Raw genomic sequence first — 26,741 nt, forward strand, 5'->3', positions numbered from 1 at the left:
TGTATAGGAATTTACGATGAATTAATTCTAAACATTCTATTTAACAATATCAAAATGCTGCGCTAGGCTATCACGCAACCCTAACCTACCCTGAGAACTGCACATGCAAAAGCTAAAAGCACTGCACAGCGAAGACATCGCGCCAAGTACCGGAGCCGCATTAGCGGAGTATGACAAGTCGGCGTTTGAATTGGATAACCTCGGCGCCAGCCAAATCCTCAGTGATCGCTTATCGGATGCTCACGGCGACGACAAAGAATTACGCAGTTCGATACGCCTGCTCGGTTCGATCTTGACTAAAGTGCTCACCGCCCAAGCCAAACCGGAGGTGGCCACCGCCGTCGCGCAGTTGCAACGCAAGTTTGCCAGCTTGCTCCGAGAGGGCAGCGCCAACCGCCGCCGCCAGTTTATGGAGATTCTGGAAGGCCTGGATGCGGAAGAAATAGGCGAAGTGGTGCGGGTGTTTAACGGCTATTTCAGCCTGCTCAATATCGCCGAAGAATCGCATAACCTAACGTTGCGCCGACAAAATCAGACCGGCCGCTATTGGCCCGGCTCGTTTCATGACACGCTGATTAAACTACGCGACAGCGGCGTCAGTGCCGATAAATTACAGGTGTTATTGGACGAAATGCTGTATTTGCCGGTGATGACCGCTCACCCCACCGAAGCCAAACGCCGCACAGTCAAAAGCGCGTTGCGCAATGTCTTCCTTAGCCAGGAGGCCTTGGACGATCCACGCCTACGCAGCCAGCAACGCAGCGAGGCCTTGGACAAACTGCAAGCACAGATTCAATTGCTGTTAAAAACCGACGAAGTGCGCGCCCGTAAACTGGGCGTAGCCGACGAAATCGACGCCGGTTTGTTTTATTTTTCGCTATCGCTATTTCAGGCTACCACCTTGGTTTACCGGAACTTGCAACGGGCGCTTAGCGATGTATTCGGCGCCGACGTTGCCGGCCAAATCCGCATCCCCAGCTTCCTGCGTTTTGGCTCATGGATAGGCGGCGACCGCGACGGCAATCCAAATGTCAAGCCGGAAACCACCGAACTGGCCTTGCGCATGCAGGCGCAAACCATCATGCAGGAATATTTGGCGCGCCTGGATCAATTGCGCGGCCAGTTGTCGCATTCTTATGGACTTTGTGACTTGACGCCGGAATTTATTGACAGCCTGCACGCCGACCGCGCCCTGCTGGGCGCGGCAGTCACGGACTTGGAAAAGCCTTATTTGCAGGAACCTTACCGGCACAAACTGATATTGATGAAATATCGCATGCAATCCACCTTGCAGCGCGTGCAACAACAGTTACAGGGCCAAGCGGAACAAGCCAATCGCCTTGCCTATGCCAGCGTGGCCGAGTTTTTACACGATCTGCGCTTGATTGATGCATCCTTGCGCAGCCACGGCGACGCCAATATCGCCGAGCTGGAATTAGCCGATCTGATCCGCTTGGCCGACGTGTTCGACTTTCACTTGATGCAACTCGACGTGCGGCAAGAATCGACTCGCCACAGCGAAGCAGTCGCGGAAATTCTGGCAACCGCATTGAACATTGACTACCTGGCGCTGGACGAAGCGCAACGCATAGCATTGTTAGCAGAGGCGATTGCCGCACCGGGTGGTTTGATGTTCGACGCCGCCGCGCTGACGCCGGCCAACCGCGAAACCCTGGAGTTGTTTACCGTGATGGCGAAAATGCGCCGGGAAATAGGCCCGAACTGCTTTGGTAAATACGTAATTTCCATGACCCACTCGGCCAGTCATGTCTTGGAAGTCTTGCTGCTGGCGGCGCAAGCCGGCCTGGTCGGCAAAATCGGCGGGCATTGGCATTGCCATATCGGCGTCAGCCCCTTGTTTGAAACCATCGACGATTTAAATCGCATCTCCGAGGTACTGACCCAGCTATTCGATACCGAGTGCTATCGGGAATTGTTGCGGGTCAGCGATGACCGCCAGGAAATCATGCTGGGCTATTCGGACTCCTGCAAAGACGGCGGCATCCTGGCGTCGGCCTGGGGCTTATCGCGCGCGCAACGGCAAATTATTGCAATCAGCGAGCGTTACGGTTTGAAATGCCGATTATTCCATGGCCGCGGCGGCACTGTCGGTCGCGGCGGCGGCCCGACTCACGAAGCGATTCTGGCCCAGCCGCCCGACACCGTGCGCGGCCAGATCAAATTTACCGAGCAAGGCGAAGTGCTGTTTTATCGGTATAACAATATGGAAACGGCGGTCTACGAATTAACCATGGGCGTTACCGGCTTGCTGAAAGCCAGCGTCAGCCTGGTGCAAGCCGTCCCGGCGGATCATGCGGAAGATCTGGCAGTGATGGACGAATTGGCGCGGATCGGCGAGCAAAGTTATCGCGACCTGACCGAGCGCACTCCCGGCTTTTTGGATTATTTCTACGAAGCCACCCCGGTCGGCGAAATTGGCGGCTTGAACATCGGTTCGCGGCCTTCGCACCGCAAAAAACTGGATCGCTCGAAAAACTCGGTGCGAGCGATAGCCTGGGTATTCGCCTGGGCGCAATCGCGGCAGACGTTTCCGGCTTGGTACGGCATCGGTTTCAGCCTGGCCAGCTGGTGCGCCGGCAAGCCGGAGCGCCTGGAAACCCTGCGGCGGATGTATCGCGACTGGCCGTTTTTCCGCAACCTGCTGAGTAACGCGCAAATGGCTTTGAGTAAATCCGACATGAACATCGCCCGCGAATACGCGCAATTGTGCAACGACCCGGAAACCGGCAAACGGGTTTACAACCTGATAGCCGGCGAGCATCAACGCTGCGTGGAGTGGATACTGGAGATAGCCAACACTGACCATTTGCTGGCGGAAAATCCGGCTTTGGCCGCCTCCCTGCACCGCCGCGATGCTTATCTGGGGCCGCTAAACTATATCCAGGTTTTTTTGATCCGGCGGCTGCGGGAAATGAATACCGAGAATCCCGCGGACAGTCCGTGGATGAAACCCTTGTTGCGCAGTATCAATGCGATTGCCGCAGGTATGCGTAATACCGGCTGATGTTATTAGCCCGGCCCTGAAATTCCGGCGTCCTGAACGGGTCGAAGGACGCGCCCCCCCCTGAAAAGGGGAAAGGGCTTTTCGGCAGACTCTAAAAGGGAGGAGAACCATGCAATACGCCTACGCATTGGCACACTGGTTTAGAGTAATCATCATTAACACCGGGCGCTGGCTGTTTGAAAACAAGCCTGCCATGGCAATCTTGACCCTGATATTTTTGTATAAATTTGGCGACACCTTGCTACCCTTTCTATGGCACATTGTGCACTTGGCCATTGAGGTGGTCGAGATGTTGTTCGAGCATTTTTTGGAACACGTGTTCGGGGTAACGCCCCGCCAAGCCGAATTCATCGTGTTCTGGTCCGGCCTAACGTTGCTCGGCACCGTCGTTTGGCGCTTGTCGTGCAAAGCTTACCTCGTGATCGCCCAGGGATGCGAAACTGCCTGGCTTAACTGGTGCGCCAAAGCCGGCCCGGCCAAATTACTTACCACATTAAAGGTTACACTTTTGCTGGGCATACTCGGCAAGACCATGCTGTTATTCGTTTAAACCGATAGGATTTCGTTACGTATGAGCATCAACGCCGGAAACAAGGAACACCCGCACAGAAAGCAGTCGACGCAAACCTTGCTGGGATTCTTATTCGACCTGCTGGAAATCCCCGGCCAAGCCCAAGGCATCCGCGAGCATTGGCTGGACTCAGTCAGTGACGACAGCCAGATAGCGCTGAGCCGCATCGGTGACCATTTGGGTTTGAATATGGAGAGCACGCTGCTTACGCCCATTGCAGCCGCCAACGCTTCATCCCCACATACGCCACTGCTCACCAGCCTCTCGGATGGCTGCGGCTGGCTAGTGTTGTGCGGATTTCGCGGCGGCAAAGTCAGAGTGGCCCTTGCTCAAGGCGAGGTGATCGAAGAGCGCTACGTCAAACCGACTGACATCGCCGCACTACTGGGCCGAAGCGACGCCGGCATCAGCGAGTGGCTTTTAGTGCAAGCCCAGGCGCCGCTGGAGAATGCCGTCAGCCAAGACCATCACAACCACATGCCGCCATTTAGCCGCTTGCTGGAGCTGTTACGCGCTGATCGCCACGATCTCTGGTTATTGTTGGGTTTGGCTTTGGGCTCCGGATTGTTGGCGCTGGCTTCGCCGGTGGCGGTGCAAGCGCTGGTCAATACCGTAGCGATGGGCGGTATGGGCCAACCTTTGATCGTATTGGCGACCATACTGTTTTTCTTTCTAAGCTTCGGCGGTGCGGTTTTTGTGCTGGAATCTTATCTAGTGGAGATCGTGCAGCGGCGGATTTTTGTACGGCTGGCCGCCGACTTGGCCTATCGCTTGCCCAGGGTGCGCAGCGATGCCTACGACAGTCAACACGGCGCGGAACTGGTCAATCGCTTTTTCGATGTATTGACCTTACAGAAAGCCGGCTCTGCACTGCTCTTGGACGGTTTGAGCACCGTGGTGCAAACTTGCGTCGGCTTAATCATGCTGGCTTTCTATCACCCCTTCCTGCTGGCCTTCGATGTGGTGTTGCTGTTATCTATCACGGCAATAATATTTTTGTTGGGCCGCGGCGCGGTCACCACGGCGATTCAGGAATCGATCAGCAAATATGCCTTGGTCGCCTGGTTGGAAAGCGTTGCCGGGAATATTCAAACCTTTAAATTCGGTAACGGTGCAGTAATGGCCGCCAACCGCACCGACCAACTCTCGCTGGACTATTTAACGGCCAAACGCCAGCATTACCGCGTGCTGCTGGGCCAAGTCATCGCCTCCGTGGCGCTGTACGCCATCGCCAGTACGGCCTTGTTGGCTATCGGCGGCTACTTGGTCATAGACGGCCATTTAACTTTGGGGCAATTGGTGGCGGCGGAACTGATCGTCTCGTCAGCTTTGCTAGCCTTGATCAAATTCGGCAAACACCTGGAAGGCTTTTACGACTTGATGGCCGGCACGGACAAGATCGGCCATTTGCTGGATTTGCCCTTAGAAGATTCGGCCGAGTTGGACGCAGAATTTAACGGTCCGGCGTCACTCACAATCAGCGGCTTAAAATTCGGCTTCGGCGCGCAGCGGCCATTATTCTCGGATTTTGCGCTGCACATTCAGCCTGGCGAAAAAGTCGCGATTTCAGGCGATCCCGGCAGCGGTAAAACCGCGCTGGTGTCGCTAATCAGCGGGATGCGGCAAGCACAAGCCGGCCGGATACAAATCAACGGCCAAACACTGGATGAATTGCGCCTGAGTACTTTGCGGCAAAACATCGCCGTCGTCAGCCGACTGGAGATTTTTCACGATAGCCTGCTGGAAAATATTAGGCTTGGCGATGCGAATCTGAGCGTTGCCGATGTCCAACGGGCCTTAGCCAAAGTCGGCTTAACCGACTTGGATTTGGATACCGTCATGAGTCCCGGCGGCTCGCCACTTGCCTACAGCCAAGCCATACAAGTCATGCTGGCAAGAGCCATCATCGCCCGGCCCACCTTGTTGATCGTGGATGGCATACTCGATGGCTTGGATAGCGGGTTACAGCAGCAGTTGGCATCAATACTATTGGCCGCAGACGCGCCCTGGACCCTATTGCTGCTGACCGGATCGAAAGAATTGGCCGCACTTTGCGGGCGCGAGATCACTTTGCCGGGAGCTGCCCATGACTGAGTTACATATTAGGCTGTCCGCGCTATCGGCGGCCCATACTCCTCGCCTGGTCAGCAGTTTAGCGCGCGCTTGCGTCTGGTTATTTCTGTTGACCCCTCCAGCCCTGCTGCTGACACCGTGGCAACAAAACATCAACGGTATCGGCCGGGTCTCCGCTTTTGCGCCGCTGGAACGCCAACAGAACTTGGATGCGCCGGTTTCCGGCCGTATCGTCAGTTGGCATGCTAAAGAAGGCGCCAAAGTGAAGGCCGGCGATTTGCTGATGGAAATCACCGACGTCGATCCGGAATTGCTGGAACGCTTACAACAACAACGCGCGGCAGCCGCCGCAAAATTGGCGGCCAAAGAAGACGAGCTGCGGGCCTATCGCCTGCAAATCGACAACTTGATTGCTACCCGCGATTTACAAGTGGCTACCGCGCAATACCGGCTGGATGTGGCAAGGCAACGTGCGCGCTCCGCCGGCGAAGCCATTGCCTCCGCCCGTGCCACGCTGGAAACGGCCAGCGTGCAAACCCAGCGTCTGCAACGCTTGATCGGCGACGGCTTGGTCTCGCAGCGCGATTACGAAGTGGCGCAACGCGACGGCATCGTCGCGCAACGCAGCTTAAACAGCGCCCAAGCCAGTCTGGAAGGCGCGTTGGCCGAACAACGCGCCGCCGAAGCGGAAATCGGCCGAATTCGCGCCGATGCCCAGGCCCGTATCGACTCGGCGACGGCGTCGGCTAACAAAACCCAAAGCGAACTGGAAGACAGCCGCAGCAGCCTGTTAAAGAGCGAAGTGGATGTTTCCCGCCAACAATCCCAACAAATCAGAGCGCCGCGCGACAGCAGCATCCTCAGGCTGCTGGCCAATCCGCAGAGCGACATTGTCAGACAGGGCGATCCCTTGCTGGTGTTGGTGCCTGATATGGATGTAAAAGCCGTGGAACTGTGGGTGGACGGCAACGATGCCGTATTGATCACCCCAGGCCGGCATGCACGTCTGCAATTCGAAGGCTGGCCGGCCTTGCAATTCGCCGGCTGGCCGGAAGTAGCCGTCGGCACCTTCGGTGGCTTAGTAGCCTTCGTGGACTCCACTGACGACGGCAAGGGTAAATTCCGGGTACTGATCGTGCCCGATCCCAACGACCGACCCTGGCCGACAGAACGCTTCGCCCGCCAAGGCGTCAGAGTAAAAGGCTGGGTGTTGTTGAACCGGGTAACGATGGCTTACGAATTGTGGCGGCAACTGAATGCCTTTCCGCCGCAAATGACTATGGAAGCGCCGGCGACCGATTTGGTCAGGCAAAAACTGAAATAAGCGCTTATGAATCGTTTCGCATCCCGTCAACACCCATCAGGGGCTACGGCCAAATACTTGCAAGCCTGCGGGCGGCATATCGGCGCACTCTTGCTGATACCTTTGCTAGCCAGTTGCGGACAATATCTCGACACCAGCCCCGACCGTAAACTGGTCAAGCGCGTCGAGGAGCGCCTGAAACCTGATGAGGGTTTACCGCTACCGGCCATTTCGCAACTGCCGCCGCAAACTGTGGAGCAGGCCTTGCCCAAGTTTAAGGAAGGCCGGCCCAAGTCAGCGACTATTCTGCCCCCTCCCAGCGCGACGAAGCCGGAATTACCCAAGGCAGCGCCGGAAGCGAGCAAGCAATTGTCCATCGCGGCGGTGCGCAGTATGGCTTTGGAAAATAACCTGGATTTAAAAATCGCCCAGGCCGATCCGAAAATCGCCGCCACCGCGGTCAGCGAAGAGCAAGCCAAGTTCGATGATTTAATCTTCGCCAAAGCCAAATACGGGAAGAAAAACACCCCGGCGCAAAATCTGGATGTCGTCAGCTTTACGCCGGTGGATCCCACTTCGCCGCTGAAAAATGAAATCGACAAACTCACCGCCGTGCCGCAGGAAACCGAGGTGCTGGATATGGAAGCCGGGATCGTGATTCCACTGCGTACCGGCGCGAAAATTACCGTCAGTTCACCGTTCGACGGCAAACGGCAGTTTCGCGGTGTCGCTTCGGACCAGTATCAAAATGCGCTGCGGTTTTCCATCAGCCAGCCCTTACTGCGCGACGCAGGGATTTCCAATAACGTCGCCGGCATCCGCATCGCCCGTTACGAACAACAAGCCGTCGACGTCAAAACCCGTCTGCAGGCGATTCGGGTGTTGGCAATGGTTGAGCGCGCGTATTGGAGCCTGTATGTGGCTTGGGGCGAATTAGATGTGCGCCGCCAGCAATACGAAAACGCCTCCAATAATCTGAGTATGGTCCGGAAGCGTGTGGCTGAAGGCTTGACCGCCAGCGTGGAAATCAACCGGGCCGAAATCGGCGTGGCCGAACGTCTGGAGTCTTTGATCATCGCCGAAACCAGCCTGAAAACCCGCCAGCGCCAACTGAAATTGTTATTAAACGCGCCGGGCCTGGATCTGGATTCACAAACGCTGCTGATTCCCGAGACCTCGCCGACCCTGCTGGAATTTAATCTGGACCGCGAGCAACTGGCGCAACGCGCGCTGGACGGCCGCCTGGAATTGCTGGAACTGGAGTTGAAGCTGGCCGCAGACTTGACCAAGATCGACTACCTCAGCAATCAAACCCTGCCAATGTTCATGCTGGATTACAACTACGCCGCACTGGGCCGCGACACGTCATCCTACGGTGGCGCTTTTGATCAGACCTTGAGCGGCAATTATTCGGATTGGTCGGTGGGCGTACGCATGGAAATCCCACTCAGCAACGAGCTGCGCCGTGCGCGTCTGGATCGAGCCGTGCAAGAACGCATGCAACGTCTGACGACGCAACAACTCAGGGAATTGAGTGTGCGCCGAGAAATCTACGACTCGCTGGATCAAATGAGCCAGAACTGGCAACGCATTTTAGCCACTCGGCAAAACGTGGTACTGGCCGGTTTGAATTACGACGCAGAACTGAAACAATTTAAAGAAGGCTTGCGGACCATGACCGAAGTACTGGAAACCCTAACCCGGCTCGGTGAAGCGCAATTACGCGAAGTGCGCGCCATCGGTGATTACCAAGTGTCGATGATAGACCTGGCGTTTGCCACCGGCACCTTACTCGGACATAGCCGAGTCGATTTGGGCCTAAGCGCCAGTGCTCAGTAAGCACTGTAGTGAGTGAATGTAAGCGATAAAAGCCGCGCGTTTATCGCTTACCGGTCTGATGTTGGAAAACGACGGTTAGTGATGGCAACCTGAACCGTGGATATGGCCGTGAGCCACTTCGTCGGCTGTGGCCGGTCTGACATCCATGACTTCCACGTCAAACGTCAAATCTTCACCGGCCAATGGATGGTTGCCGTCGATGGTAATATCGTCGCCGTCGATCTCCACGATGGTAATGATGCCCGGACCATGGCTGACATCGGCGTGAAATTGCATCCCGACTTCAATATCCATCCCGTCGAACATTTTCTTGGAAACAACTTGAATCATTTCTTCGGAGACTTCGCCGTAGGCTTGATCGGCAGCGATGGTGACGTTGAATTTATCGCCCGCTTGCTTGCCGTTTAAAGCGGCTTCCAAACCCGCAATGATGTTGCCCGCGCCATGCAAATACAACAAGGGTTCCTCGCCTCTGGAACTGTCCAGCTGCTCACCGTCTTGGTTGGTTAAGGTATAATGTATGGAAACAGCCGTTTTGTCTGTGATTTGCATATGCGTATTCGCTAGATGAAAAAAGCCGACATCATATAACCTTTTCCCCGAAAAAACATGTCACGCTGGCGACCGCCCCGCCCCAAATCTTCACCTTACATCACCGCCGAAGGCTATCGGACCCTGGAAACCGAGTTGAAACAGCTTTGGGAACGGCGCAAGCACGTAACCATAGCCCTGTCCGCCGCCGCTGCGGAAGGTGATCGTTCCGAGAACGCAGAATACATCTACCGCAAAAAAGAACTACGAGAAATCGACCGGCGTATTCATTATCTGCAAAAGCGCTTGCCGTCGTTGACTGTCGTGTCCGAGAAGCCGAGCAATCGCGATCAGGTATTTTTCGGTGCCTGGGTGACGTTAGAAACGATGGACGGGGAGGAAATCACTTACCGCATCGTCGGCGCCGACGAAATCGATACCACGGGCGGCTTGATCAGTCTGGACTCGCCTTTGGCGAAAGCCTTATTGAAGAAGATGCTGGACGACGAAGTGACAATCCGCCATGCCGAGCAGGAAACGCGGTATTACATTACCGCTATACGTTATTGAGATGAGTACGCAAGCCGCCTTTACCCGATTCAAGTGGTTCGTGATCATTCTGCTGCTGACCGTTGTCGAAATTGGCCCCTTTCCGCTGATGGGTTTGACGCTGCTGTATGTCATCGCGTTCCGCCCACGCTGGTTCAAGGCATTGGTCGATCAGATCTATTCATGAGCTGCGCGCAATACCTGTTTGTCTACGGTACGCTGCGCAGAGACCCGGACGATCAAACTCAACACCCATTCCTAGACGATTGCGAGTACATAGGCCCTGCGTTTATATACGGCAATTTGTATGAAATCGATAATTATCCAGGCGCTGTAACCAGCGGCACAGCGCAGATCAAAGGTGAACTGTATTTACTTCGCGCCCCCGAACACACGCTGTCTGTATTGGATATTTACGAAGAATGCGCCACGCATTTTCCGCAGCCGCATGAATACATTCGCCGCCAAGTTTTAGTAGACCTGCCCGACAGACAAAGCGTTTGCGCTTGGACCTATCTTTACAACCGTCCGACGACCGGTCTGCAGCGCATCTTAAGCGGCGACTATCTTCATCATCTCAAGGACAAAATATGATCAGCATTATCCAGCGTGTCACCCAAGCCAAAGTCACGGTCAACGGCAGCGACATCGGCGTGATCGGCACCGGCATTATGGCGCTGGTGGCGGTCGAGAAAGCCGACACCCCCAAACAAGCGGACCGCTTGCTGGAGCGGATTTTGAATTACCGCATCTTTGCGGACGCGGACGACAAAATGAATCTGAGTCTGCGCGATATTCAAGGCGGCCTGCTACTGGTACCGCAATTTACCTTGGCGGCCAACACCGATACCGGCAACCGGCCCAGTTTTGCCTCGGCCGCGCCGCCGGCAATGGGCCGGGAATTATTCGCGTATTTGCAAAAGCGCGCGCTGGAGATTTACCCAAGCAGCCAGTTTGGCGAATTCGGCGCCGATATGAAAGTAGCGTTGATCAACGACGGCCCGGTGACTTTTACCTTACGTTGTCTGGAAAAGTAATCTGCATACCTTGTGGATTCGGGAATCACTGCCTGACCGCTCACCCGGTCGAATTACCAACCCGCCCTCAAATATAATCGCTCCCGCAAAGGCGCAAGCCCAGCCGCTAGAGTGGATTCGCCGTAAAATTTAACGGCTCCCGCCTTCGCGGGCGTGACAAACCCAAGGAAATTGAGAAACGGCTTGGCAATCACTGTCAAACCGGCGCGCTCGCCAATAAATTATTCTGTGTTAAATAACACAATTTTATTTGCCTAACGTGCACCTTACCCCTACAATTGCGCCTCCTTTATCACCCACAGAGAAATACTTATGAAAATTCAACATTTGCTAATCGCCTTAACCTTGCCGGCTTTGCTGACCCTGACAGGCTGCGAATCCGCAAAACCGGTCGAAGCAACTGCTGAGCCTGCGGTCGTGACACCTGTAACCGCTGCACCGGCTGAAACCGCTGCCCCCGCGCCAGCGGCGGCACCCGCCATGTCTCCGGAACATTGCGCTAAACATAAAGCCGATGCCGCAGCGCACAATTGCGTTGAACATTGCGCCAAACACAAAGGTAAAAAAGGCAAAGCTTGCCTGAAACATTGTGCCGACAAAGCCGCAGCCGAACACGATTGCGCGAAACATTGCGCCGATCACCCAGGTGCTAAGGATAAAGTCTGCGCCCAACATTGCGCGCAAGATGCCCATGCCAGCGCCCACCAATGCGGTGCCGAGCATTGTGCCCATCACGAAGCCGCCGCTGCCGCCAATTGCAGCAGCCACCATTGTTCCCATCATCAAGGCGGCGCAGCCCATGATTGCAGTGCGGATCATTGCAAAAAGCACGGCGGTGACATGGCCGATTGCTGCGGCTCCGCGCATAAATGCGATAAATAATCTGTAATCTCAGATCCGATTGGGCCTCACTGCGGTCACCGCATCACCCGCAGTGAGGGCCCGATCAAACCAGTCCAGCCCGCTCGAAAAGCCCCCTACCGCCCTTCTTCACTCGGCTAGATCCAGCCTCTTAACTCTCTCCCATTTATTCTGTAGCCGACAAGCGCATCTTTTAGATTGCCGAATCGTTTACATCTGCGCTAAATTCTCAACCGGTGCCACGTCAGGCGGCCGGACATTTTTATTCAGCAACAGAGGAACTTATGGCCGAATCCAATCAAAATCCCGCTATCGCTGCAGCGATCATTGGTGTCATCGGCTCGATCAGCGTCGCTATCATCTCTAACTGGGATAAATTGACTGGACAACAAAAGACCGCCGAATCGCCGCCGACTCAGCAAACCGTGACGGCAATTTCTCCGCCGATGGCCCCGGCAAAACCGGCAGTAGTGGAGCCTGTGCCAGTCATCAACATCAGCGGCGACTGGTATAACCCGGCCGCGCCGACCGCAGGCGGCACCCACATCAACCAACAGAGCGACAGTTTTGAATTCCAGGGCTGGGGGATGTTGGCGCAAGGCGTGGGCTATACATCAAAAGGCAGTGGCAATCTGATCGGGCAAACCCTGACTTACGATTACACTGCACAGTACCAAAACGGCTGGGTTTCGAAGGGCAATTGCACCGGCACGGTAACGCCGAACGGCGCGAAGATTACCGCAACCTGCACTGATACCATCATGGGTACCTACGTGTCGGCAGGCGTGCGGCAATAAGGCAGGACAAGGGGCAGACCACCATCCCAGGGGAATGGCGGTCTACCCTTGAACTAAAACATCTAGCGAATGGCTAACAACGCTCTTAATACATCAACGCGGCTAATCATGCCGACAAATTGATCATTTTGAAAAACCGGGAAACTCCTGGTCGGCGATTCCTGAAATTTGCTGGCGACATCCACCAGACTGGCATCGGCACTGACAAATTGCGGGTCTTTGCTCATGAACTCACCTACTTTTCCAGCCATGCTTTGGTTGTAAGCGGATTCGACAAACACCTTCATGCCGTCTTTTTCGGAAAATATCCCCACCAACTTACCGTGTTGGTCCACAACCGGCACGCTGGTTACTTTGTGGTCCAGCAAAATCTTAACAGCCTGAGAAATTTCGGTATCGGGGGTAACGGTAACGATTTTGGTCGACATGTAATCGACTACAGCTATTTTGGCTAGCATGGTGTACCTCCTGTTATTATTTTTTATTCTACGCTTGGACAGCCTCGGGACCGACCGGTTCGGCGGCCAGCTGACTTCTGTCCTATGCGATTATTATAAAAATTCCCCACACTAGCTAGCTTTATTATTCCAAAGCAGCAGCCACCGAAATACCGGGTGATTTCGGCGTCGGCCACCCATTCCGGGCTAACGGGTTAACGCTGCCCTCCACCCACCAACTCCTTGTAACGGCCATTTTCAGTAATGTAGGAATTTTCTGCCAGACCGTTGGGATTTGCGTTCCCGGCCGTGCGGATACGACGACATTCAACGGCGAGCTTTGTAAGTTGCAAAATGACTATGCAACTCGCGTATCAGTCTAAACTTGTGAAACCGCACATTGACGTTTCTGCTGAAAATGGATACCGCTTATGCCTGATCTCCTTAGTAATCAGTCCGCACCTCAGGATTTTTCCTTACGCAAACTGTTGACCGTACTGACCGCCACGGTGGCTTTATTGCTGATAGTCGGCAATATGTTTGTGTGGCTTAGCCACGGCAAACTGGAAACAGCGGAAGCCGAAAAACAGCGTCTGATAAATGCGACGCTGGCATTTAAAAATGTTCGCTATCACGTCGTACAAATCCAGCAATTTCTCACCGATGCATCAGCGGTAGGCGAAGACGATTACAGCGACGCCTTGGCGGAAAAAAATGCCGCTCACGCGGAACTGACGAGTTTACTGGCGATGATGCCGGACATGAACCCGGCGATTAAGGACGCCGATAACGCCGTGACTGAGCTTTATGCCACCGGCGAACGCATGGCGAACGCCTATTTTCAGCAAGGCCGTGAAGCCGGCAACCTGATCATGAAAGCGCCGGAAAATGGCTTCGACGCGGCTTCGGAAATCTTGGCCAACAAACTCAATCAGCTTGCCGGCAGCGTGGAACAGCAAGCCAACGCCGCCTCACAGCAGCAAAATCAGATGCAAAGCCAGATGTTTACGGTCAGCGCCACCGTCGCCGGCCTGGCTTTGCTTTTGATAGTCACCGCCAATATCTGGCTGACGCGAAAATTATTTAGCGTGTTGGGCGGCGAGCCCAGCTATGCGTCGAAAATTGCCGGCAGTATCGCCAAAGGCCAATTAGACATCAAAGTCACCACTGAGAAAAACGATACCAACAGCTTATTGGCGACCATGAAGCTCATGGGCCAGGAACTGACCAGCCATATGCGCGAGATCAACGCGGTTAGCAAGCAAATCGGCCAGTCTTCCTACCAAATATCCAATATTTCCGGCGGCATTTCCAATGCCAACCGCTCGGAACAAGCGAGATCGTCCGAGGTAAAAACCGCTACCGAACAATTACGTAGCACCACCGAAGAAGTCGAACGCTTTTCCGTTGAGATTCGCCACCGCACCCAGGTAACGCAAAACACGGCGCAAAAAGGCATCATCGCCGTCAACGAAAATCTTGACGAAATGCGCCGGGTTGTGAAGGAAGTGGAAAACGCGGAAGCTAAAACCGTGGCACTGCGCCAAGCTAATCGGCAAATTCAGGATATTACCACCACCATCCGCAACATCACCGAGCAAACCAATCTACTGGCCTTAAACGCGGCCATCGAAGCCGCCAGAGCCGGCGAATACGGCAGAGGTTTTGCGGTGGTAGCCGATGAAGTGCGTAAGCTGGCGCAAAACGCTTCCGGCGCTACCGCCGAAATTGCCAGCATTATTGGCGAATTAACCAAAATCATCGAAGAAAATACTCTGGCGATGGGCTCCATCATCCAGACCACCAAACAGGGCATGGAAAAAGCCGAAACCACCAGTGTAGTCATCAACGAGATTGTGGGTCAGATAGCAGAAAATGCGGGTACGGCGCAGCAAATCTCCCAGGTATCCAAATATCAACTGGATAACGTCAACCAATTGCAGACTCGGGTATCAGCTTTATTCGACGCGCTGGGGCAGAACGAATCCAAAGTGCACATCACCAGGACCATCAGCGACGACCTTTACGTGGTGACCGAAAAAATGCGCACTATGCTGGAACACTTTAGCTTCGATGCGCAGTGGACGGCGACTCCCGCCGCCAACGAGAATCGTAAATTTCCGCGCAGCAGCCAATACTTGCTGGCCCATGTCGAAATCGCCGACTTGGTTCTCGACGGCGTCACTGCTGATTTCAGCATGTCCGGTGCCTGTTTGCGTCTGCCTGTGGAACTGCCCTGCCCGCTAAACAGCTCGATTGCTATTCAATTGCGTATTCCATATGACAATATTCAGCAATATGAATCGCAACTACCGCTGGAAATAGTGTGCAGCATAGTGTGGTACAAGCCTATCGATGGCGAGCACCACTACGGGGTTAAATTCAACGAATTCATGCCGCCGGAAACCGCGCAGAGCTTAAAAGCCTGTTTTGCCTTTTTCAATCACTCCGCAACCTATTAACCACGGCTTGGAAATACTTAGTGCAAAAATTCAATCGAATTCGTTGCAGCATGGACATTTCCAATCGACATCGGCTGGCCGCGTCGGATGCACGTGATTCAGCAGTTTTTTCGAGCCGCCGAAATCATGATAGTTTTGGCAGACTTTTTCGAATGCGGCCTTGGGCGATGCGGCATAGCTAAACTTAAATTTGGGATACCTGCCGACATGTTGCTTCAAGCGGGCGTTTAGGTCGGTTTCCGAACGGCCGACGTATTTGACGACAAACTTATTGGTTTTTTGATTAATAATGCCCAAGGCGTAATTGCCTTCGGCGCTTTCCGTAATTAATTCGTTGATTTTGGCATTGCTCAAATCGTAAGCCCCTTGCATATCAAGTGAAGCCATAGTTCCTCCAGTAGCGTCTCGCTATTCTTATAATCAAGTCGTAGGTCTGGCAAATATGCCTGATGACAGGATAATACTCTTATCTGGCCCAAGTATTACTTTAAATATTGCAAGTTCAGTCCGACGCCTTTGTAAGGCGCTGCCGATCAGACAGAACATAGCGCTTGGGATTAGTGAATTTTACAGCTGCCCACAACCAGGAGTCGGGATGCATCGCTTGATATTGTCGGGATGTTTGATCAGTGTGGTTAGTTGGCTGCTGGCCTTCCCGGCGCACGGCACCAATTGGCAAGTCGGCCCGCAGCGCGCGCTTAAGCTGCCTAGCGCGGCTGCAAGACTCGCCAAAGACGGCGATGTGGTCAGCATCGATGCCGGGCTATACCAGGGCGACGTCGCCAGTTGGCCGCAGCAGCGCTTGACCATACGCGGAATGGCAGGCGGCGCCCACCTGGAAGCACTTGGCAATTCAGCGGAAGGCAAAGCGATTTGGGTACTAAAAGGCAATGACACGGTCGTTGAAAATATCGAACTTTCCGGGGCCAGCGCACCGGCGCTGAACGGTGCCGGCATCCGCTTCGAAGGTACTCATCTGACTCTAAGGAATTGCCATTTTCATCATAACCAGATGGGTATCTTGACCGGCGTTAACCCTGACAGCGACATCTTGATTGAAAATTCGGAGTTTAACGACAACACCGTCGATTATCCGCGCTACGGTAAACTCGGCCATAACATCTACATTGGCAATATCCGCCGTTTTACCCTGCAAAATTCTTATATCCACGATGCCAGCACCGGCCATAACGTCAAATCGCGGGCCAGGGAAAACTATATTCTTTACAATCGCATCACCGACGAGCGTAACGGCTCCAGCTATTTGGTGGACTTACCGGATGGCGGTGCCGGCTACTTGATTGGCAATCTGTTTCATCAAAGCGCCAACACCGAAAATGCCGCGATGCTGGCTTTTGCCGCCGAACACAACCAAACTCAGCCGAATCAACAGCTATATCTGGTGAACAACACTTTCGTCAACGATTACCCCGGCGGCTCGTTTCTGCATAATCACAGTATTGCCACCGCGATGTTAATCAACAATCTGTTGATAGGCGAAGCCACCGCCATGATTGGCCCCAACCAGGAAAACCACGACCTCAAGGCTAAGGCCAACGTGTTACTTGATCCGGCAAGTTACGATTACCGCCTGAAACCTAATGCGCCGGCAATCGATCAGGGCATCTCCCCCGGACTCGCCGCCAACGGGATGCTGCTTAATCCCCAATTTGTCTATCGCCATCCGCGCGGCAGCGAAAAACGCCGCCAACAAGGACCGCTTGATGTGGGCGCCTACGAATTTATCGCCAAACAGCCCGATTAAACCTCAGCTGAACAAAGCCAAGGCCTTTTTCAACGTTGACCACACACCCCAACTGAGCGGGATCAGTACATAAAGCCAGAATACCGCCAACAGCCAGGGGCTGGAAGATTTGCCCGATTCGGAGTTATTCATAAAAAGTGCCCTGCCTTACTTAATGTTCGGCTTCGTCAGCCGGATAAATACCGTCCAGCTCGTCGAAATCGCCGTGTTTCATATGATGTTTCTCATGCACCGGGCGGATCGATAGATTGGCGATAAAACCCACCACCAATAGTCCGGCCATAATGTACATGGTGACGTTGTAGGCATCGGCCTTAGCCACGCCCTGGCCTATTTGATATTCGCGAATGTAATTCACCAACACCGGCCCCAACACGCCAGCGGTTGACCAAGCGGTTAATAAGCGGCCATGGATTCCGCCGACAAAGCGCGTGCCGAAAATATCCGCTAAATAAGCCGGAATCGTCGAAAAACCGCCGCCGTACATACTCATGATCAAGGCGTACAGCAACACGAACAGCGCCATATTGCCGCTCATACCCATGGTAGGTATGGTGGAATACAAGCCAGCGCCCACCGCGAAAAAAATAAAATAGGTGTTTTTACGCCCGAGATAATCCGACGCCGACGACCAAAAAAACCGCCCGCCCATATTGAACAAACTCAGCAAACCGACGAAACCGGCCGCCGAGGCCGGCGTTACCGAGCCTTTAAACATCTCCTGTATCATCACCGAAGCTTGCCCCAGCACACCGATACCGGCCGTCACATTCAGGCACAGTACCAGCCACAGCAAATAAAATTGCGGGGTTTTTAAAGCTTGGTCGATATGCACGTGCTTATCGGTGATCATTTTGTTTTGCACCAGCGGCGGCGTCCATCCCGCAGGCTGCCAATCAGGCGGCGGGATGCGGATGGTCAATGCACCTATCAGCATCGAACAAAAATACAGGCCGCCCATCACCAAAAATGTTTGCACTACGCCAACCGATTCGGCCGATTTAAACTGGTCCATCAGCAACACCGATAAGGGCGCGCCTATCATCGCCCCGCCGCCGAAACCCATGATAGCCATACCGGTCGCCATACCGCGCCGGTCGGGAAACCATTTGATCAACGTCGATACCGGCGACACATAGCCCAAACCCAAACCAATACCGCCAATCACCCCATAACCCAGATAAATCAGCCAAATTTCATGCAGGTGCACGCCCAGTGCGGAGATTAAAAAACCACCGCCAAAACAGCAAGCCGCAACGAACATCGTCAGGCGTGGCCCGACTTTTTCCAGCCATTTACCGCCGAACGCCGCCGACAACCCTAAAAACACAATCGCCAGGCTGAATATCCAGCCCAGCGTCGTCAGCTTCCAATCCTCCGGCGCGGAGGTACCGATGCCTATTACCCGAGTCAATGGATCGTTGAACACACTGAACGCATAGGCTTGGCCGATGCACAGATGCACCGATAAAGCCGCCGGCGGCACTAACCAACGGCTATAGCCGGGCTGCGCGACGCTATGTTGTTTGGAAAAAAATCCCGACATACTTGAATCCATTGTTTAACTAAATTTTTGATAGTGGCGTTTTACCGCAGCGCCGGCCCATGCGGCATTTTAGCATTGCCGGCCGGTGGGCTTTAAGTCAAATATCCGCGGACCTAAATCAGTACCAAGCCGGCGAAACAAGCCATATACCGCGAAACCGTCCATTTATCTAACATAGATTAATTAAAAAACTCAGCCCTTATGCCCTGCAACACCCGCCGTGTTGGGACTTCCGTTCCCGGCACACTAATTGCTGCCACCCAAAAGCCTTCTAACTTCTAAATACCTGATAAAAACAATGAAAAAAACCAAGTTACAGGATTTTCCAGTTGCCCAACCCGGCCACCTAGCAGGCGTCGCCGCCTTGCTGTTTTCGCTGCACGGCATCGCTCACGCTGCCGAGCCATCGCCGACCGAGGATCTAAAAACCAGCGAGACCAACAGCAAAACCAAAACGGCCAGAACCACTAGCCAAAGCCAAACCAGCGACACCACCACTACACTGGATACAGTCACCGTAGCGGGAACGGCTCCCTTTAATCCACCCAACCAAAAACCGCAACTGGATACCGAAGCCGCTACCGGCAGCCGCCTGGGCCTGACACCTCGCGAAACGCCGGCTTCGATCACGATTATTGATCGGGCAACTTTCGAAAAGCGCGGCGCGCAGACTACGCAGGAAGCCTTGGAAAGAGCCCCAGGCATAATCGTATCGTCGCAACCCGGCTCGGCGGGCTCGGTGTCGATGCGGGGTTTCACCGGTTCGCAAATCACGCAGCTGTTCAACGGCATTACCGTGCAATATGATGTCGTGGCCGCCCGCCCCATCGACAGTTGGCTCACTGATCGCGTCGAAGTCTTGGGTGGGCCGTCCACATTTTTATACGGCCAAGGTGCAGTAGGCGGCTCGGTCAACTATGTCAGCAAAATTGCGCATCGCGGCCCGGATGAACATCACGGCTTAGTTTCGCTGGGAGAATACTTAAATCGCCGGGCGTCCTACGGTTTCAACGGCCAACTCGGCAATACCGATAACTGGCTGCAAGCCGACATCAGCTATTTGGGTTCCGAAGGCTATATCGACCACACGGAAGCCGATTCCGGCGTGATGTCGTTTTCCTTGTTAAGCGACATTACGTCCAAACTGTCGCACACCATCGCCTTCGAGCATCAGATGGAAGACCGCGATTCTTACTGGGGCACGCCGGTGCTGAATCCGGTCGTCAACGGTAGAATAGTCCCCTGGGGTACCGCCGGTTTAGGGCCCACCGAAGGCCAAATAGACCCCGGCACCCGCTTTAAAAACTATAACGCCAGTGGTTCGGTATTTGATCAGCAGGTGTTTTGGTTACGCGACATTGTCGACTATCAACTGTCCGATAACACCCAATTCAAAAACACCTTTTACTATTACAAAGCGGATCGCCAGTATTTAAACGTAGAAGGTTACGACTGGAACAGCACGAATTCGCTGATTACCCGCAATAAATCGTTTGCGGTAAATCACGATCAAGCCTTGGTCGGCAACCGATTCGAAATCGTGCATAGCAGTAATTGGTTCAGCCTGCCTTCGAAAATTTCGGCCGGGGTCGACATTGCCTACAACAAGCAAACCCGCGCACCCAGCATGGAAAGCTCGACAGGCACCGTCAGTATCGTTAACCCATACAATTTCAGCACCGGCACCTACTACGACAACCCTCTGGCCACCGGGCCAATCTCCAACGCCCGCAACGAACTGTATACCGTCGCCGGTTATGCCGAAAACCGCCTGACTCTGGTGCCCGATTTAAACTTGATCACGGGCGTGCGGGTAGACGATATTCGTCTGGATGCGAAAAATTTACGTACTTCCTTTGTGCCTCCGACCGCCACCAGCCCCGCCGCTTTCGGCCGCCGCTGGACGGCTGTAACTTGGCGGGCAGCGTTGATGTACGACATCACCTCCACCTTTAACGTCTACGCACAATACAGCACCGCAGCCGATCCGCCGTCCGGCATTTTGACCACCGGCACCTTCGCCGCGCTGCAAGACTTCGATCTCACCACCGGCCGGCAAGCGGAGGTGGGTACCAAATTCGATTTTTGGGACGGCAAAGGCTCGGCGACACTGGCAGGCTATTACATCGAACGGAAAAATCTATCGATAACCGATCCGACGGACCGAAATCGGCAGTTACCGATTGGCGCACAGTCCTCTGGCGGTGTAGAGGCCAATATCGGGGTACAACTCACCGACGAATGGAGCGTGCAAGGCAACATGGCCTACGTCGATGCCCAGTACGACAAATTCCTGGAAACCGTCGGCACCAGCACGGTCTCAAGAAAAGGCAATCGGCCGGCCAATGTCGCCAAATGGGTGGCTAATGCCTGGCTGACCTGGGATTTCGATGCCGACTGGCAATGGAATTTTGGCTCGCGCTACGTCGGCGACCGTTTCGTCGATACCGCCAACCTGATCAAAACCCCGGCTTATGCGGTATTCGATACCCAACTGTTCTGGAAATTTAATCCAAAAGCCACGGTCACCGCGCGGGTTAAAAACCTGTCCGACGAGCAATACGTCGAATGGGGTAGCGGCGGTAACGCCCCGTTATTTTTCGTCGCCGCACCGCGTACCTTCATGATGGAATTGAAAGTAGACTTTTAATGCTCAACGGGCTAAAGCGCAATCTATATCTGGTTCACCGTTGGCTGGGTATAGCCTTGTGCTGTTTCATGGCCATGTGGTTCGTATCCGGCGTCGTGATGATGTATGTCGGCTACCCCAAACTGACACCACAGGAAAAGCTGAGCGCCTTGCCTGGCTTGGCGGCTGAGCGCTGCCGCATCAACCTTGCACAAGCATTGGAAGCTAGTGCTCAAGCCAAAAGTCCCGATAGCGTGCGCTTGACCAGCGTGGCCGGCGCGCCGCGTTATGTATTTGCTTACGGCAAAACCCAAATCGCCGTGGATGCCGAAACCGGGAACCGTGTCGATCAGGTGACGCCGGCCCAGGCCTTAGCGTCAGCCGGCAGCTTTCTGGCGACGGCTGACGGCTATTATCTGGATCGCATCGACGAAGACGCCTGGACGCATTCCAAAGCGCTGGACGAACATCGGCCGCTGCACCGCGTGCAAATGGCCGACGAGCAAGCCACGCTGCTTTATATTTCCAACACTACCGGCGAAGTGGTGCGCGATGCCACTCGCCACGAACGCACCTGGAACTGGCTGGGCGCCTGGATTCATTGGCTATATCCGTTTCGCGGCGGCGCTTTGGATCGTTACGCGGCGGACATTGTCATTTACACCGCGCTGGCCGGTTCGGTATTAAGTTTGCTTGGCCTAATCGTTGGCATACTGCGTTGGCGTTTTCAGGGCCGTTACAAACATGGCACAAAAACCCCATACCGCGAGGCCTGGATGCGGTGGCATCACCTGCTGGGATTGGGCTTTGGCGTAATCGCCTTCACTTGGATACTCAGTGGCTTATTTTCGATGAATCCGTGGAAAATATTCGACTCCACCGCCGCCAAACCCAAGCTCCAGACCTACATGGGCGGAGACATTTCGCCGCAGTATTTCCCGTTGTCCGCAGCGGAAGCCTTGGCGCGTTTTCAAAATACCGGGTTTCAGCCGCGGGAAATCGAATGGCGCGTACTGAACGGCCAAGGTTTTTACATTGCTTTTGATGGTCAGGGCCGCAGCCGTATCCAGACGGCGCAGACTGATAGCCGGGTTTTCGAGAAATTCGAGTGGCCGGCCCTGCAAACCGCAGCCGAACGGCTCATGGCTCCGAATAAAATTGCCAGGCAAAGCGTGTTAAACGAATACGATTTTTACTACTACAGCCGCGCCGCGCATACCATGACCGGGCACATCGACAAACGTTTGCCTATCCTGCGTTTGGAATTTGCCGACGCCGACAGCACCTGGCTGCATCTCGACCCCTACACCGGTCACTTCAGCAAACCCGATGCCGGTAGGCGCGTCAGCCGCTGGCTATTTGCCTTTTTACACAGTTGGGACTGGCTGCCTTTACTGAACAATCGGCCTGTCTGGGATATTGTGTTGATAGTATTCAGCACCGGCGGCTTGTTGATTAGCGCAAGCGGCATCGTCATCGGCTGGCGGCGTGCGAAGCGCAAGCTGGCTATTCATTAAGCCAACCCACGAACACCGATGCTTCCAAGCAGGCGGGAGCCACCCATCCCTTATCAGCGCTCCCCAAGCCTGATCGGCTTAGTCGATAACCGTTAGAAAACGTCAGCCAAAACGCTTATTCTGTCGGCACGTTTAACCTCGCCGGGTAGTCCCCTTCTACCAAAACGCCAAAATGCTACGGATACTAAAACCATGAACGACTCAAGAACCCGCTTGGACAGAATCAATACCCGGATTAGAAACAACCCGCTGCTGTCATTGTTGATTGCAGTCAGCACGCTGGTTATTGGCCTTTCGACGTTTACCAACGCCACCCGGAATCTAATAGATCTGTTAAGCGGCGCAGAACAGCGGCCGGCAATCAACGGATTATGGCAAGCCCAAGTCAGCTATGACTGGCCGAACGCTAATTATCAAGAGCGATTCGATTTCGCCGGTAGCGATACGCAGCTATATGGCAGCGCTACATTTACCGGCAGCCCAAACGGCATTTTAGAAGGCGAGATCGCCGGAGGCACCTTGCGTTTTATCACCAAAACCCCGGAATCGCTGGGATCAGGTCCCACACAACAGGCTATCCATCGGTATCAAGGCAAAATGGCCGGCGATGAAATTAAATTTGTGATGCAAACTGAAGGCGGTTATTCGACGCACGTGCCTGTTGAGTTTACCGCGAAGAGAACCGGCAATCCGGCGCTTCAGCCGTCAGCTAACTGATATTTGCGCAGAACAGCAAAGTGACAGGCTTCGCGCCGCTGCCCCTGGCGGCATTTCCAAGTAGACAGCACGATCCGGTGTTTGCGATCTAAAAATATGATCTGAGTTGATTGGCTCGCTCGCAAATTGAATGATTTGGCGAAATGCCACCATAACAGTTATGCGCTTTTTCAAGCCATACAGATTTCATTTCACTAAATCTGTACTTAAAAATTAGGCAATAAACTGAATCTGTTTGGCTTTTTCCTAGCTTAGTAAAGTATTCACCGTCGACCAGGCAACGCTGGCGGCCAGAAATACTTCCCTGCATCCATCCCGCCGATGCAGGGCATTTTTTACTAACATCCAGGAGAACTTCATGCCCGCAGTCACCGCACCGGCCCATCAAAAAGGCGATTGTTTTGTCGATTTCGAAGAAAAAGTATTTGAAGACGTCAAAGCCGAGCCCGGCCAGAAAGCCTTGGTCAAATTCCATACCGTCGCCTTCGAAGGATCTATAGGTTTCGTCAATCTGCTGCAGGCCACCCGTTTGCAACGTAAAGGCTTCGAAACCTCCATTCTGCTGTATGGTCCGGGTGTCACCTTAGGTCTGCAGCGTGGCTTTCCACGTTTGGGCGACGAGTCTTTTCCCGGTCACCAAAACTACGCCAATCAAATCGCTAAATTCATAGAGGAAGGTGGCAAAGTCTATGCCTGCCGCTTTGCCTTGCAAGCCCTGTATGGTCATGGCGAACCCAGCCTGTTGCCGGGCATCCGTCCGATCAGCCCACTAGATGTGTTAGACATCGTGTTACTGCACCAGCGCGACAACGCCTTCATCCTGGATACCTGGACTTTATAAACCGTAACGCCGAACCCTTCATCGAGAGGGCGTCGTAAAAACCAAAATGTAGGTTGGGTTAGCGTAGCGTAACCCAACAAAATCAAATTGTTGGGCTTCATTGCATTCAGCCCAACCTACGTTTTGAGCTTGTTGATCATCCACAGGAGAAAAAAGTGACCAATCCCAACATCGTCAGAGCGGCGGCGGTACAGATTGCGCCGGTGTTCGAATCCGCCACCGCCACCGGCGACAAGGTTTGCCAAGCCATCAGCGACGCCGCCGCGAAAGGCGCACAAATCGTGGTGTTCCCGGAAACCTTCGTGCCTTATTACCCCTACTTTTCCTTCGTGATGCCGCCGGTCACCCAGGGCCGAGAACACTTGAAGCTTTACGATTACGCGCCGACGGTACCGGGACCGATTACCGACGCGGTCGCGGCGCAAGCCAAGGCGCATGGCATTGTGGTGGTGTTGGGCATCAACGAGCGTGACCACGGCAGCTTATATAACACGCAACTGATTTTCGATGAAACCGGCCGCCTGGCGCTGAAACGCCGTAAGATCACCCCGACTTATCACGAACGCATGGTTTGGGGTCAAGGTGATGCCTCGGGCTTAAAGGTCGTGCAAACCGGCATCGGCCGTATCGGCGCGCTGGCCTGCTGGGAACATTACAACCCGCTGGCCCGCTATGCGTTGATGGCCCAGCACGAGCAGATTCATTGCAGCCAGTTTCCCGGCTCCTTGGTCGGGCCGATCTTTGCCGAGCAAATTGAAGTGACGATCCGCCACCATGCGCTGGAATCCGGTTGCTTTGTCATCAACGCCACCGGCTGGCTCAACGATGAGCAAATCGACGCGGTCACTACCGAGCCAGCCCTGCAAAAAGCCCTGCGCGGCGGTTGCTGCACGGCCATCATTTCGCCGGAAGGCCAACATGTGGTCGAACCGTTGCGGGAAGGCGAAGGCATACTGATCGCCGATCTGGATATGAATTTAGTCACCAAACGTAAACGGATGATGGATTCGGTCGGCCATTACGCCCGGCCGGAACTACTTAGTTTGCGCATAGCCGACAGGCCGGCGGTACCGATGTTCAGCGACCTGCCAGCCGTTTCATCTCACCCCATCCAAGAGAGCGACCGCGATGATGCTATCAGCACAAACTAAAGCCGGCGTGGCAGAGCTGATCGCCGATCTGCAATCCTTAGGCTTACGCCTGGAAGGCAGCGAAGTCGGCATCACAGGACGGCGTGGCGGTGCCGGCCCTTCTGACCACAAAGCCGTTAACTTGTCGGGCCGAACTGTGATGATACCGATTGCCACGGTCTCGGCTTGCGAGTCGCCGTTCGTCGCCAGTCGGCCCGATGTCAACGGTATCAGCGAGATTCGCCGAGACGGCGCTGTGGTCAGCCACGTTCAATTCCCGCGCCAGCCACGTTTTTATGATTTGCAAACGGTAGACGGCATTCCCTATTCGCAGATCGCCACGCTGCATTCGGCAGATGTGTTAGCGACCACGCTGCTGCAATCCTGCATCCGTTACGGCAACCGCAAAACGTCCTGCCAGTTCTGCGCCATCGGCCAGTCGCTGGCGGCGGGCAAAACCATCTTGCGGAAAACGCCTGGACAACTGGCCGAGGTCGCGAAAGCCGCGGTCGAACTGGATCAGGTCAAACACATGGTCATGACCACCGGCACGCCGAATCTCACCGACAGAGGCGCGGCACTGCTCTGCGAAAGTGCCGAAGCCGTTAAGGCGTTCGTCGATCTGCCGATTCAAGGCCAATGCGAGCCGCCGGATGACGACGTCTGGTTCGAGCGCATGAAGGCTTGCGGCATTGATAGTTTGGGCATGCATCTGGAAGCGGTGACGCCGGCAGTGCGCGAACGCATCATGCCCGGCAAGGCCGGCGTACCGATGGAACGTTACATGGACGCCTTCGACGCCGCGGTAGCGGTGTTCGGTAGCGGTCAGGTGAGTACCTATATCCTGGCGGGCTTGGGCGACACGCCGGAAGCGATTCTGTCGATTTCCGAACAGTTGATCGCCAAAGGCGTTTACCCCTTCGTGGTGCCGTTCGTGCCGATCAGCGGCACACCCTTGCAAAACCATCCGGCACCGACACCGGCGTTTATGGCGAAAATCCTGCCGCCGTTGGGCGCGATGCTGAAGCAGGCAAACCTGATATCCCAAGACATGAAAGCCGGTTGCGCCAAATGCGCAGCCTGCTCGGCACTGGCCAGTTATGAGGTGTGA

At 54.5% G+C, this 26,741-nt stretch carries 24 protein-coding genes; 19 read left to right on the forward strand and 5 right to left on the reverse strand.

Annotated elements, in window-relative coordinates; all coding sequences use genetic code 11:
• Positions 1–103: 103 nt before the first annotated feature.
• The 5 genes from ppc to QLH52_RS09695 all read left to right on the forward strand — a co-directional run bounded on the left by ppc (position 104) and on the right by QLH52_RS09695 (position 8,811).
• On the forward strand, positions 104–3,025 hold the full coding sequence (ppc, locus tag QLH52_RS09675) for a phosphoenolpyruvate carboxylase (protein WP_033156667.1): 2,922 nt from the start codon (positions 104–106) through the stop codon (positions 3,023–3,025).
• A 109-nt stretch (positions 3,026–3,134) separates the two neighbouring features.
• Positions 3,135–3,575, forward strand: a complete 441-nt coding sequence (locus tag QLH52_RS09680) for a hypothetical protein (protein WP_033156668.1) — start codon at positions 3,135–3,137, stop codon at positions 3,573–3,575.
• Between the two features lie 21 nt (positions 3,576–3,596).
• Positions 3,597–5,690: a peptidase domain-containing ABC transporter gene (locus QLH52_RS09685; protein ID WP_319961398.1), complete on the forward strand. Its 2,094-nt coding sequence runs from the start codon at positions 3,597–3,599 to the stop codon at positions 5,688–5,690.
• Entirely contained in the window at positions 5,683–6,993 is a 1,311-nt protein-coding gene (locus QLH52_RS09690) for an HlyD family secretion protein (protein WP_319961399.1), read from the forward strand. The genes QLH52_RS09685 and QLH52_RS09690 overlap by 8 nt, the downstream gene beginning before the upstream one ends.
• A 6-nt stretch (positions 6,994–6,999) precedes the next feature.
• Positions 7,000–8,811, forward strand: a complete 1,812-nt coding sequence (locus QLH52_RS09695; protein WP_319961400.1) for a TolC family protein — start codon at positions 7,000–7,002, stop codon at positions 8,809–8,811.
• Positions 8,812–8,886: 75 nt separating this feature from the next.
• Here QLH52_RS09695 and QLH52_RS09700 read toward each other — a convergent pair whose 3' ends face one another.
• Complete coding sequence (locus QLH52_RS09700; RefSeq protein WP_033156671.1) at positions 8,887–9,363, reverse strand: FKBP-type peptidyl-prolyl cis-trans isomerase; 477 nt, start codon at positions 9,361–9,363, stop codon at positions 8,887–8,889.
• A gap of 57 nt (positions 9,364–9,420) precedes the next feature.
• Between QLH52_RS09700 and greB the strand changes: the two genes are divergently transcribed.
• The 6 genes from greB (at position 9,421) to QLH52_RS09730 (ending at position 12,586) form a co-directional block, all read left to right on the forward strand.
• Positions 9,421–9,912 carry a transcription elongation factor GreB gene (gene greB / locus QLH52_RS09705; RefSeq protein ID WP_319961401.1) on the forward strand — a complete coding sequence of 164 codons (492 nt, stop codon included), beginning with the start codon at positions 9,421–9,423 and terminating at the stop codon, positions 9,910–9,912.
• A 1-nt stretch (position 9,913) separates the two neighbouring features.
• Positions 9,914–10,078 carry a hypothetical protein gene (locus QLH52_RS09710; protein ID WP_319961402.1) on the forward strand — a complete coding sequence of 55 codons (165 nt, stop codon included), beginning with the start codon at positions 9,914–9,916 and terminating at the stop codon, positions 10,076–10,078.
• Complete coding sequence (locus QLH52_RS09715) at positions 10,075–10,485, forward strand: gamma-glutamylcyclotransferase family protein (protein WP_205453982.1); 411 nt, start codon at positions 10,075–10,077, stop codon at positions 10,483–10,485. Before QLH52_RS09710 ends, QLH52_RS09715 begins: the two co-directional genes overlap by 4 nt.
• A complete protein-coding gene (dtd, locus tag QLH52_RS09720) occupies positions 10,482–10,928 on the forward strand; it encodes a D-aminoacyl-tRNA deacylase (RefSeq protein WP_205453981.1) in 447 nt (148 codons plus the stop codon). Before QLH52_RS09715 ends, dtd begins: the two co-directional genes overlap by 4 nt.
• A 312-nt stretch (positions 10,929–11,240) precedes the next feature.
• Positions 11,241–11,810, forward strand: a complete 570-nt coding sequence (locus QLH52_RS09725; protein ID WP_205453980.1) for a hypothetical protein — start codon at positions 11,241–11,243, stop codon at positions 11,808–11,810.
• 263 nt (positions 11,811–12,073) lie between these two features.
• Positions 12,074–12,586, forward strand: a complete 513-nt coding sequence (locus QLH52_RS09730) for a hypothetical protein (protein WP_205453979.1) — start codon at positions 12,074–12,076, stop codon at positions 12,584–12,586.
• A gap of 62 nt (positions 12,587–12,648) precedes the next feature.
• On the opposite strand, the gene QLH52_RS09735 is transcribed toward QLH52_RS09730, so the two are convergent.
• Positions 12,649–13,044, reverse strand: coding sequence for a CBS domain-containing protein (locus QLH52_RS09735; RefSeq protein WP_033156676.1), 396 nt, complete (start codon positions 13,042–13,044; stop codon positions 12,649–12,651).
• Between the two features lie 410 nt (positions 13,045–13,454).
• On the opposite strand from QLH52_RS09735, the gene QLH52_RS09740 reads away from it, so the two are divergent.
• The gene (locus QLH52_RS09740) at positions 13,455–15,485 is read left to right on the forward strand and encodes a methyl-accepting chemotaxis protein (protein WP_319961403.1); all 2,031 of its coding nucleotides are present in this window, start codon (positions 13,455–13,457) and stop codon (positions 15,483–15,485) included.
• A 30-nt stretch (positions 15,486–15,515) separates the two neighbouring features.
• Here the strand turns inward: QLH52_RS09740 and QLH52_RS09745 are convergent, their stop codons facing one another.
• A complete protein-coding gene (locus QLH52_RS09745; RefSeq protein WP_101051892.1) occupies positions 15,516–15,872 on the reverse strand; it encodes a hypothetical protein in 357 nt (118 codons plus the stop codon).
• A 208-nt stretch (positions 15,873–16,080) separates the two neighbouring features.
• Here QLH52_RS09745 and QLH52_RS09750 point away from each other — a divergent pair, with 208 nt between their 5' ends.
• Entirely contained in the window at positions 16,081–17,250 is a 1,170-nt protein-coding gene (locus QLH52_RS09750) for a right-handed parallel beta-helix repeat-containing protein (RefSeq protein ID WP_101051891.1), read from the forward strand.
• Positions 17,251–17,253: 3 nt separating this feature from the next.
• Here the strand turns inward: QLH52_RS09750 and QLH52_RS09755 are convergent, their stop codons facing one another.
• Together QLH52_RS09755 and QLH52_RS09760 are read right to left on the reverse strand one after the other, a co-directional pair.
• A complete protein-coding gene (locus tag QLH52_RS09755) occupies positions 17,254–17,382 on the reverse strand; it encodes an MFS transporter small subunit (RefSeq protein WP_256438971.1) in 129 nt (42 codons plus the stop codon).
• 19 nt (positions 17,383–17,401) lie between these two features.
• The gene (locus QLH52_RS09760; protein WP_033156678.1) at positions 17,402–18,796 is read right to left on the reverse strand and encodes an L-lactate MFS transporter; all 1,395 of its coding nucleotides are present in this window, start codon (positions 18,794–18,796) and stop codon (positions 17,402–17,404) included.
• Positions 18,797–19,094: 298 nt separating this feature from the next.
• Between QLH52_RS09760 and QLH52_RS09765 the strand changes: the two genes are divergently transcribed.
• From QLH52_RS09765 to QLH52_RS09790, 6 genes are all read left to right on the forward strand, one after another.
• Positions 19,095–21,446 (forward strand): TonB-dependent receptor, encoded by a 2,352-nt coding sequence (locus tag QLH52_RS09765; protein ID WP_101051890.1) that lies wholly within the window; start codon positions 19,095–19,097, stop codon positions 21,444–21,446.
• The gene (locus tag QLH52_RS09770) at positions 21,446–22,942 is read left to right on the forward strand and encodes a PepSY domain-containing protein (protein ID WP_319961404.1); all 1,497 of its coding nucleotides are present in this window, start codon (positions 21,446–21,448) and stop codon (positions 22,940–22,942) included. Before QLH52_RS09765 ends, QLH52_RS09770 begins: the two co-directional genes overlap by 1 nt.
• A gap of 192 nt (positions 22,943–23,134) precedes the next feature.
• Positions 23,135–23,659: a hypothetical protein gene (locus QLH52_RS09775; RefSeq protein WP_101051888.1), complete on the forward strand. Its 525-nt coding sequence runs from the start codon at positions 23,135–23,137 to the stop codon at positions 23,657–23,659.
• A gap of 358 nt (positions 23,660–24,017) precedes the next feature.
• Positions 24,018–24,500 carry an MSMEG_0572/Sll0783 family nitrogen starvation response protein gene (locus QLH52_RS09780; protein WP_205453973.1) on the forward strand — a complete coding sequence of 161 codons (483 nt, stop codon included), beginning with the start codon at positions 24,018–24,020 and terminating at the stop codon, positions 24,498–24,500.
• 155 nt (positions 24,501–24,655) lie between these two features.
• Positions 24,656–25,651 carry a Nit6803 family nitrilase gene (locus tag QLH52_RS09785; RefSeq protein ID WP_319961405.1) on the forward strand — a complete coding sequence of 332 codons (996 nt, stop codon included), beginning with the start codon at positions 24,656–24,658 and terminating at the stop codon, positions 25,649–25,651.
• A complete protein-coding gene (locus tag QLH52_RS09790; protein WP_319961406.1) occupies positions 25,629–26,741 on the forward strand; it encodes an MSMEG_0568 family radical SAM protein in 1,113 nt (370 codons plus the stop codon). The genes QLH52_RS09785 and QLH52_RS09790 overlap by 23 nt, the downstream gene beginning before the upstream one ends.

This window comes from Methylomonas defluvii (assembly GCF_033949435.1).
GTDB lineage: Bacteria > Pseudomonadota > Gammaproteobacteria > Methylococcales > Methylomonadaceae > Methylomonas > Methylomonas defluvii.

Bases quoted from the DNA above. Each gene is read 5' to 3' on its own strand.
- ppc (WP_033156667.1), top strand. From the start codon at position 104: ATGCAAAAGCTAAAAGCACTGCACAGCGAAGACATCGCGCCAAGTACC.
- QLH52_RS09680 (WP_033156668.1), top strand. From the start codon at position 3,135: ATGCAATACGCCTACGCATTGGCACACTGGTTTAGAGTAATCATCATT.
- QLH52_RS09685 (WP_319961398.1), top strand. From the start codon at position 3,597: ATGAGCATCAACGCCGGAAACAAGGAACACCCGCACAGAAAGCAGTCG.
- QLH52_RS09690 (WP_319961399.1), top strand. From the start codon at position 5,683: ATGACTGAGTTACATATTAGGCTGTCCGCGCTATCGGCGGCCCATACT.
- QLH52_RS09695 (WP_319961400.1), top strand. From the start codon at position 7,000: ATGAATCGTTTCGCATCCCGTCAACACCCATCAGGGGCTACGGCCAAA.
- QLH52_RS09700 (WP_033156671.1), bottom strand. From the start codon at position 9,363: ATGCAAATCACAGACAAAACGGCTGTTTCCATACATTATACCTTAACC.
- greB (WP_319961401.1), top strand. From the start codon at position 9,421: ATGTCACGCTGGCGACCGCCCCGCCCCAAATCTTCACCTTACATCACC.
- QLH52_RS09710 (WP_319961402.1), top strand. From the start codon at position 9,914: ATGAGTACGCAAGCCGCCTTTACCCGATTCAAGTGGTTCGTGATCATT.
- QLH52_RS09715 (WP_205453982.1), top strand. From the start codon at position 10,075: ATGAGCTGCGCGCAATACCTGTTTGTCTACGGTACGCTGCGCAGAGAC.
- dtd (WP_205453981.1), top strand. From the start codon at position 10,482: ATGATCAGCATTATCCAGCGTGTCACCCAAGCCAAAGTCACGGTCAAC.
- QLH52_RS09725 (WP_205453980.1), top strand. From the start codon at position 11,241: ATGAAAATTCAACATTTGCTAATCGCCTTAACCTTGCCGGCTTTGCTG.
- QLH52_RS09730 (WP_205453979.1), top strand. From the start codon at position 12,074: ATGGCCGAATCCAATCAAAATCCCGCTATCGCTGCAGCGATCATTGGT.
- QLH52_RS09735 (WP_033156676.1), bottom strand. From the start codon at position 13,044: ATGCTAGCCAAAATAGCTGTAGTCGATTACATGTCGACCAAAATCGTT.
- QLH52_RS09740 (WP_319961403.1), top strand. From the start codon at position 13,455: ATGCCTGATCTCCTTAGTAATCAGTCCGCACCTCAGGATTTTTCCTTA.
- QLH52_RS09745 (WP_101051892.1), bottom strand. From the start codon at position 15,872: ATGGCTTCACTTGATATGCAAGGGGCTTACGATTTGAGCAATGCCAAA.
- QLH52_RS09750 (WP_101051891.1), top strand. From the start codon at position 16,081: ATGCATCGCTTGATATTGTCGGGATGTTTGATCAGTGTGGTTAGTTGG.
- QLH52_RS09755 (WP_256438971.1), bottom strand. From the start codon at position 17,382: ATGAATAACTCCGAATCGGGCAAATCTTCCAGCCCCTGGCTGTTGGCG.
- QLH52_RS09760 (WP_033156678.1), bottom strand. From the start codon at position 18,796: ATGTCGGGATTTTTTTCCAAACAACATAGCGTCGCGCAGCCCGGCTAT.
- QLH52_RS09765 (WP_101051890.1), top strand. From the start codon at position 19,095: ATGAAAAAAACCAAGTTACAGGATTTTCCAGTTGCCCAACCCGGCCAC.
- QLH52_RS09770 (WP_319961404.1), top strand. From the start codon at position 21,446: ATGCTCAACGGGCTAAAGCGCAATCTATATCTGGTTCACCGTTGGCTG.
- QLH52_RS09775 (WP_101051888.1), top strand. From the start codon at position 23,135: ATGAACGACTCAAGAACCCGCTTGGACAGAATCAATACCCGGATTAGA.
- QLH52_RS09780 (WP_205453973.1), top strand. From the start codon at position 24,018: ATGCCCGCAGTCACCGCACCGGCCCATCAAAAAGGCGATTGTTTTGTC.
- QLH52_RS09790 (WP_319961406.1), top strand. From the start codon at position 25,629: ATGATGCTATCAGCACAAACTAAAGCCGGCGTGGCAGAGCTGATCGCC.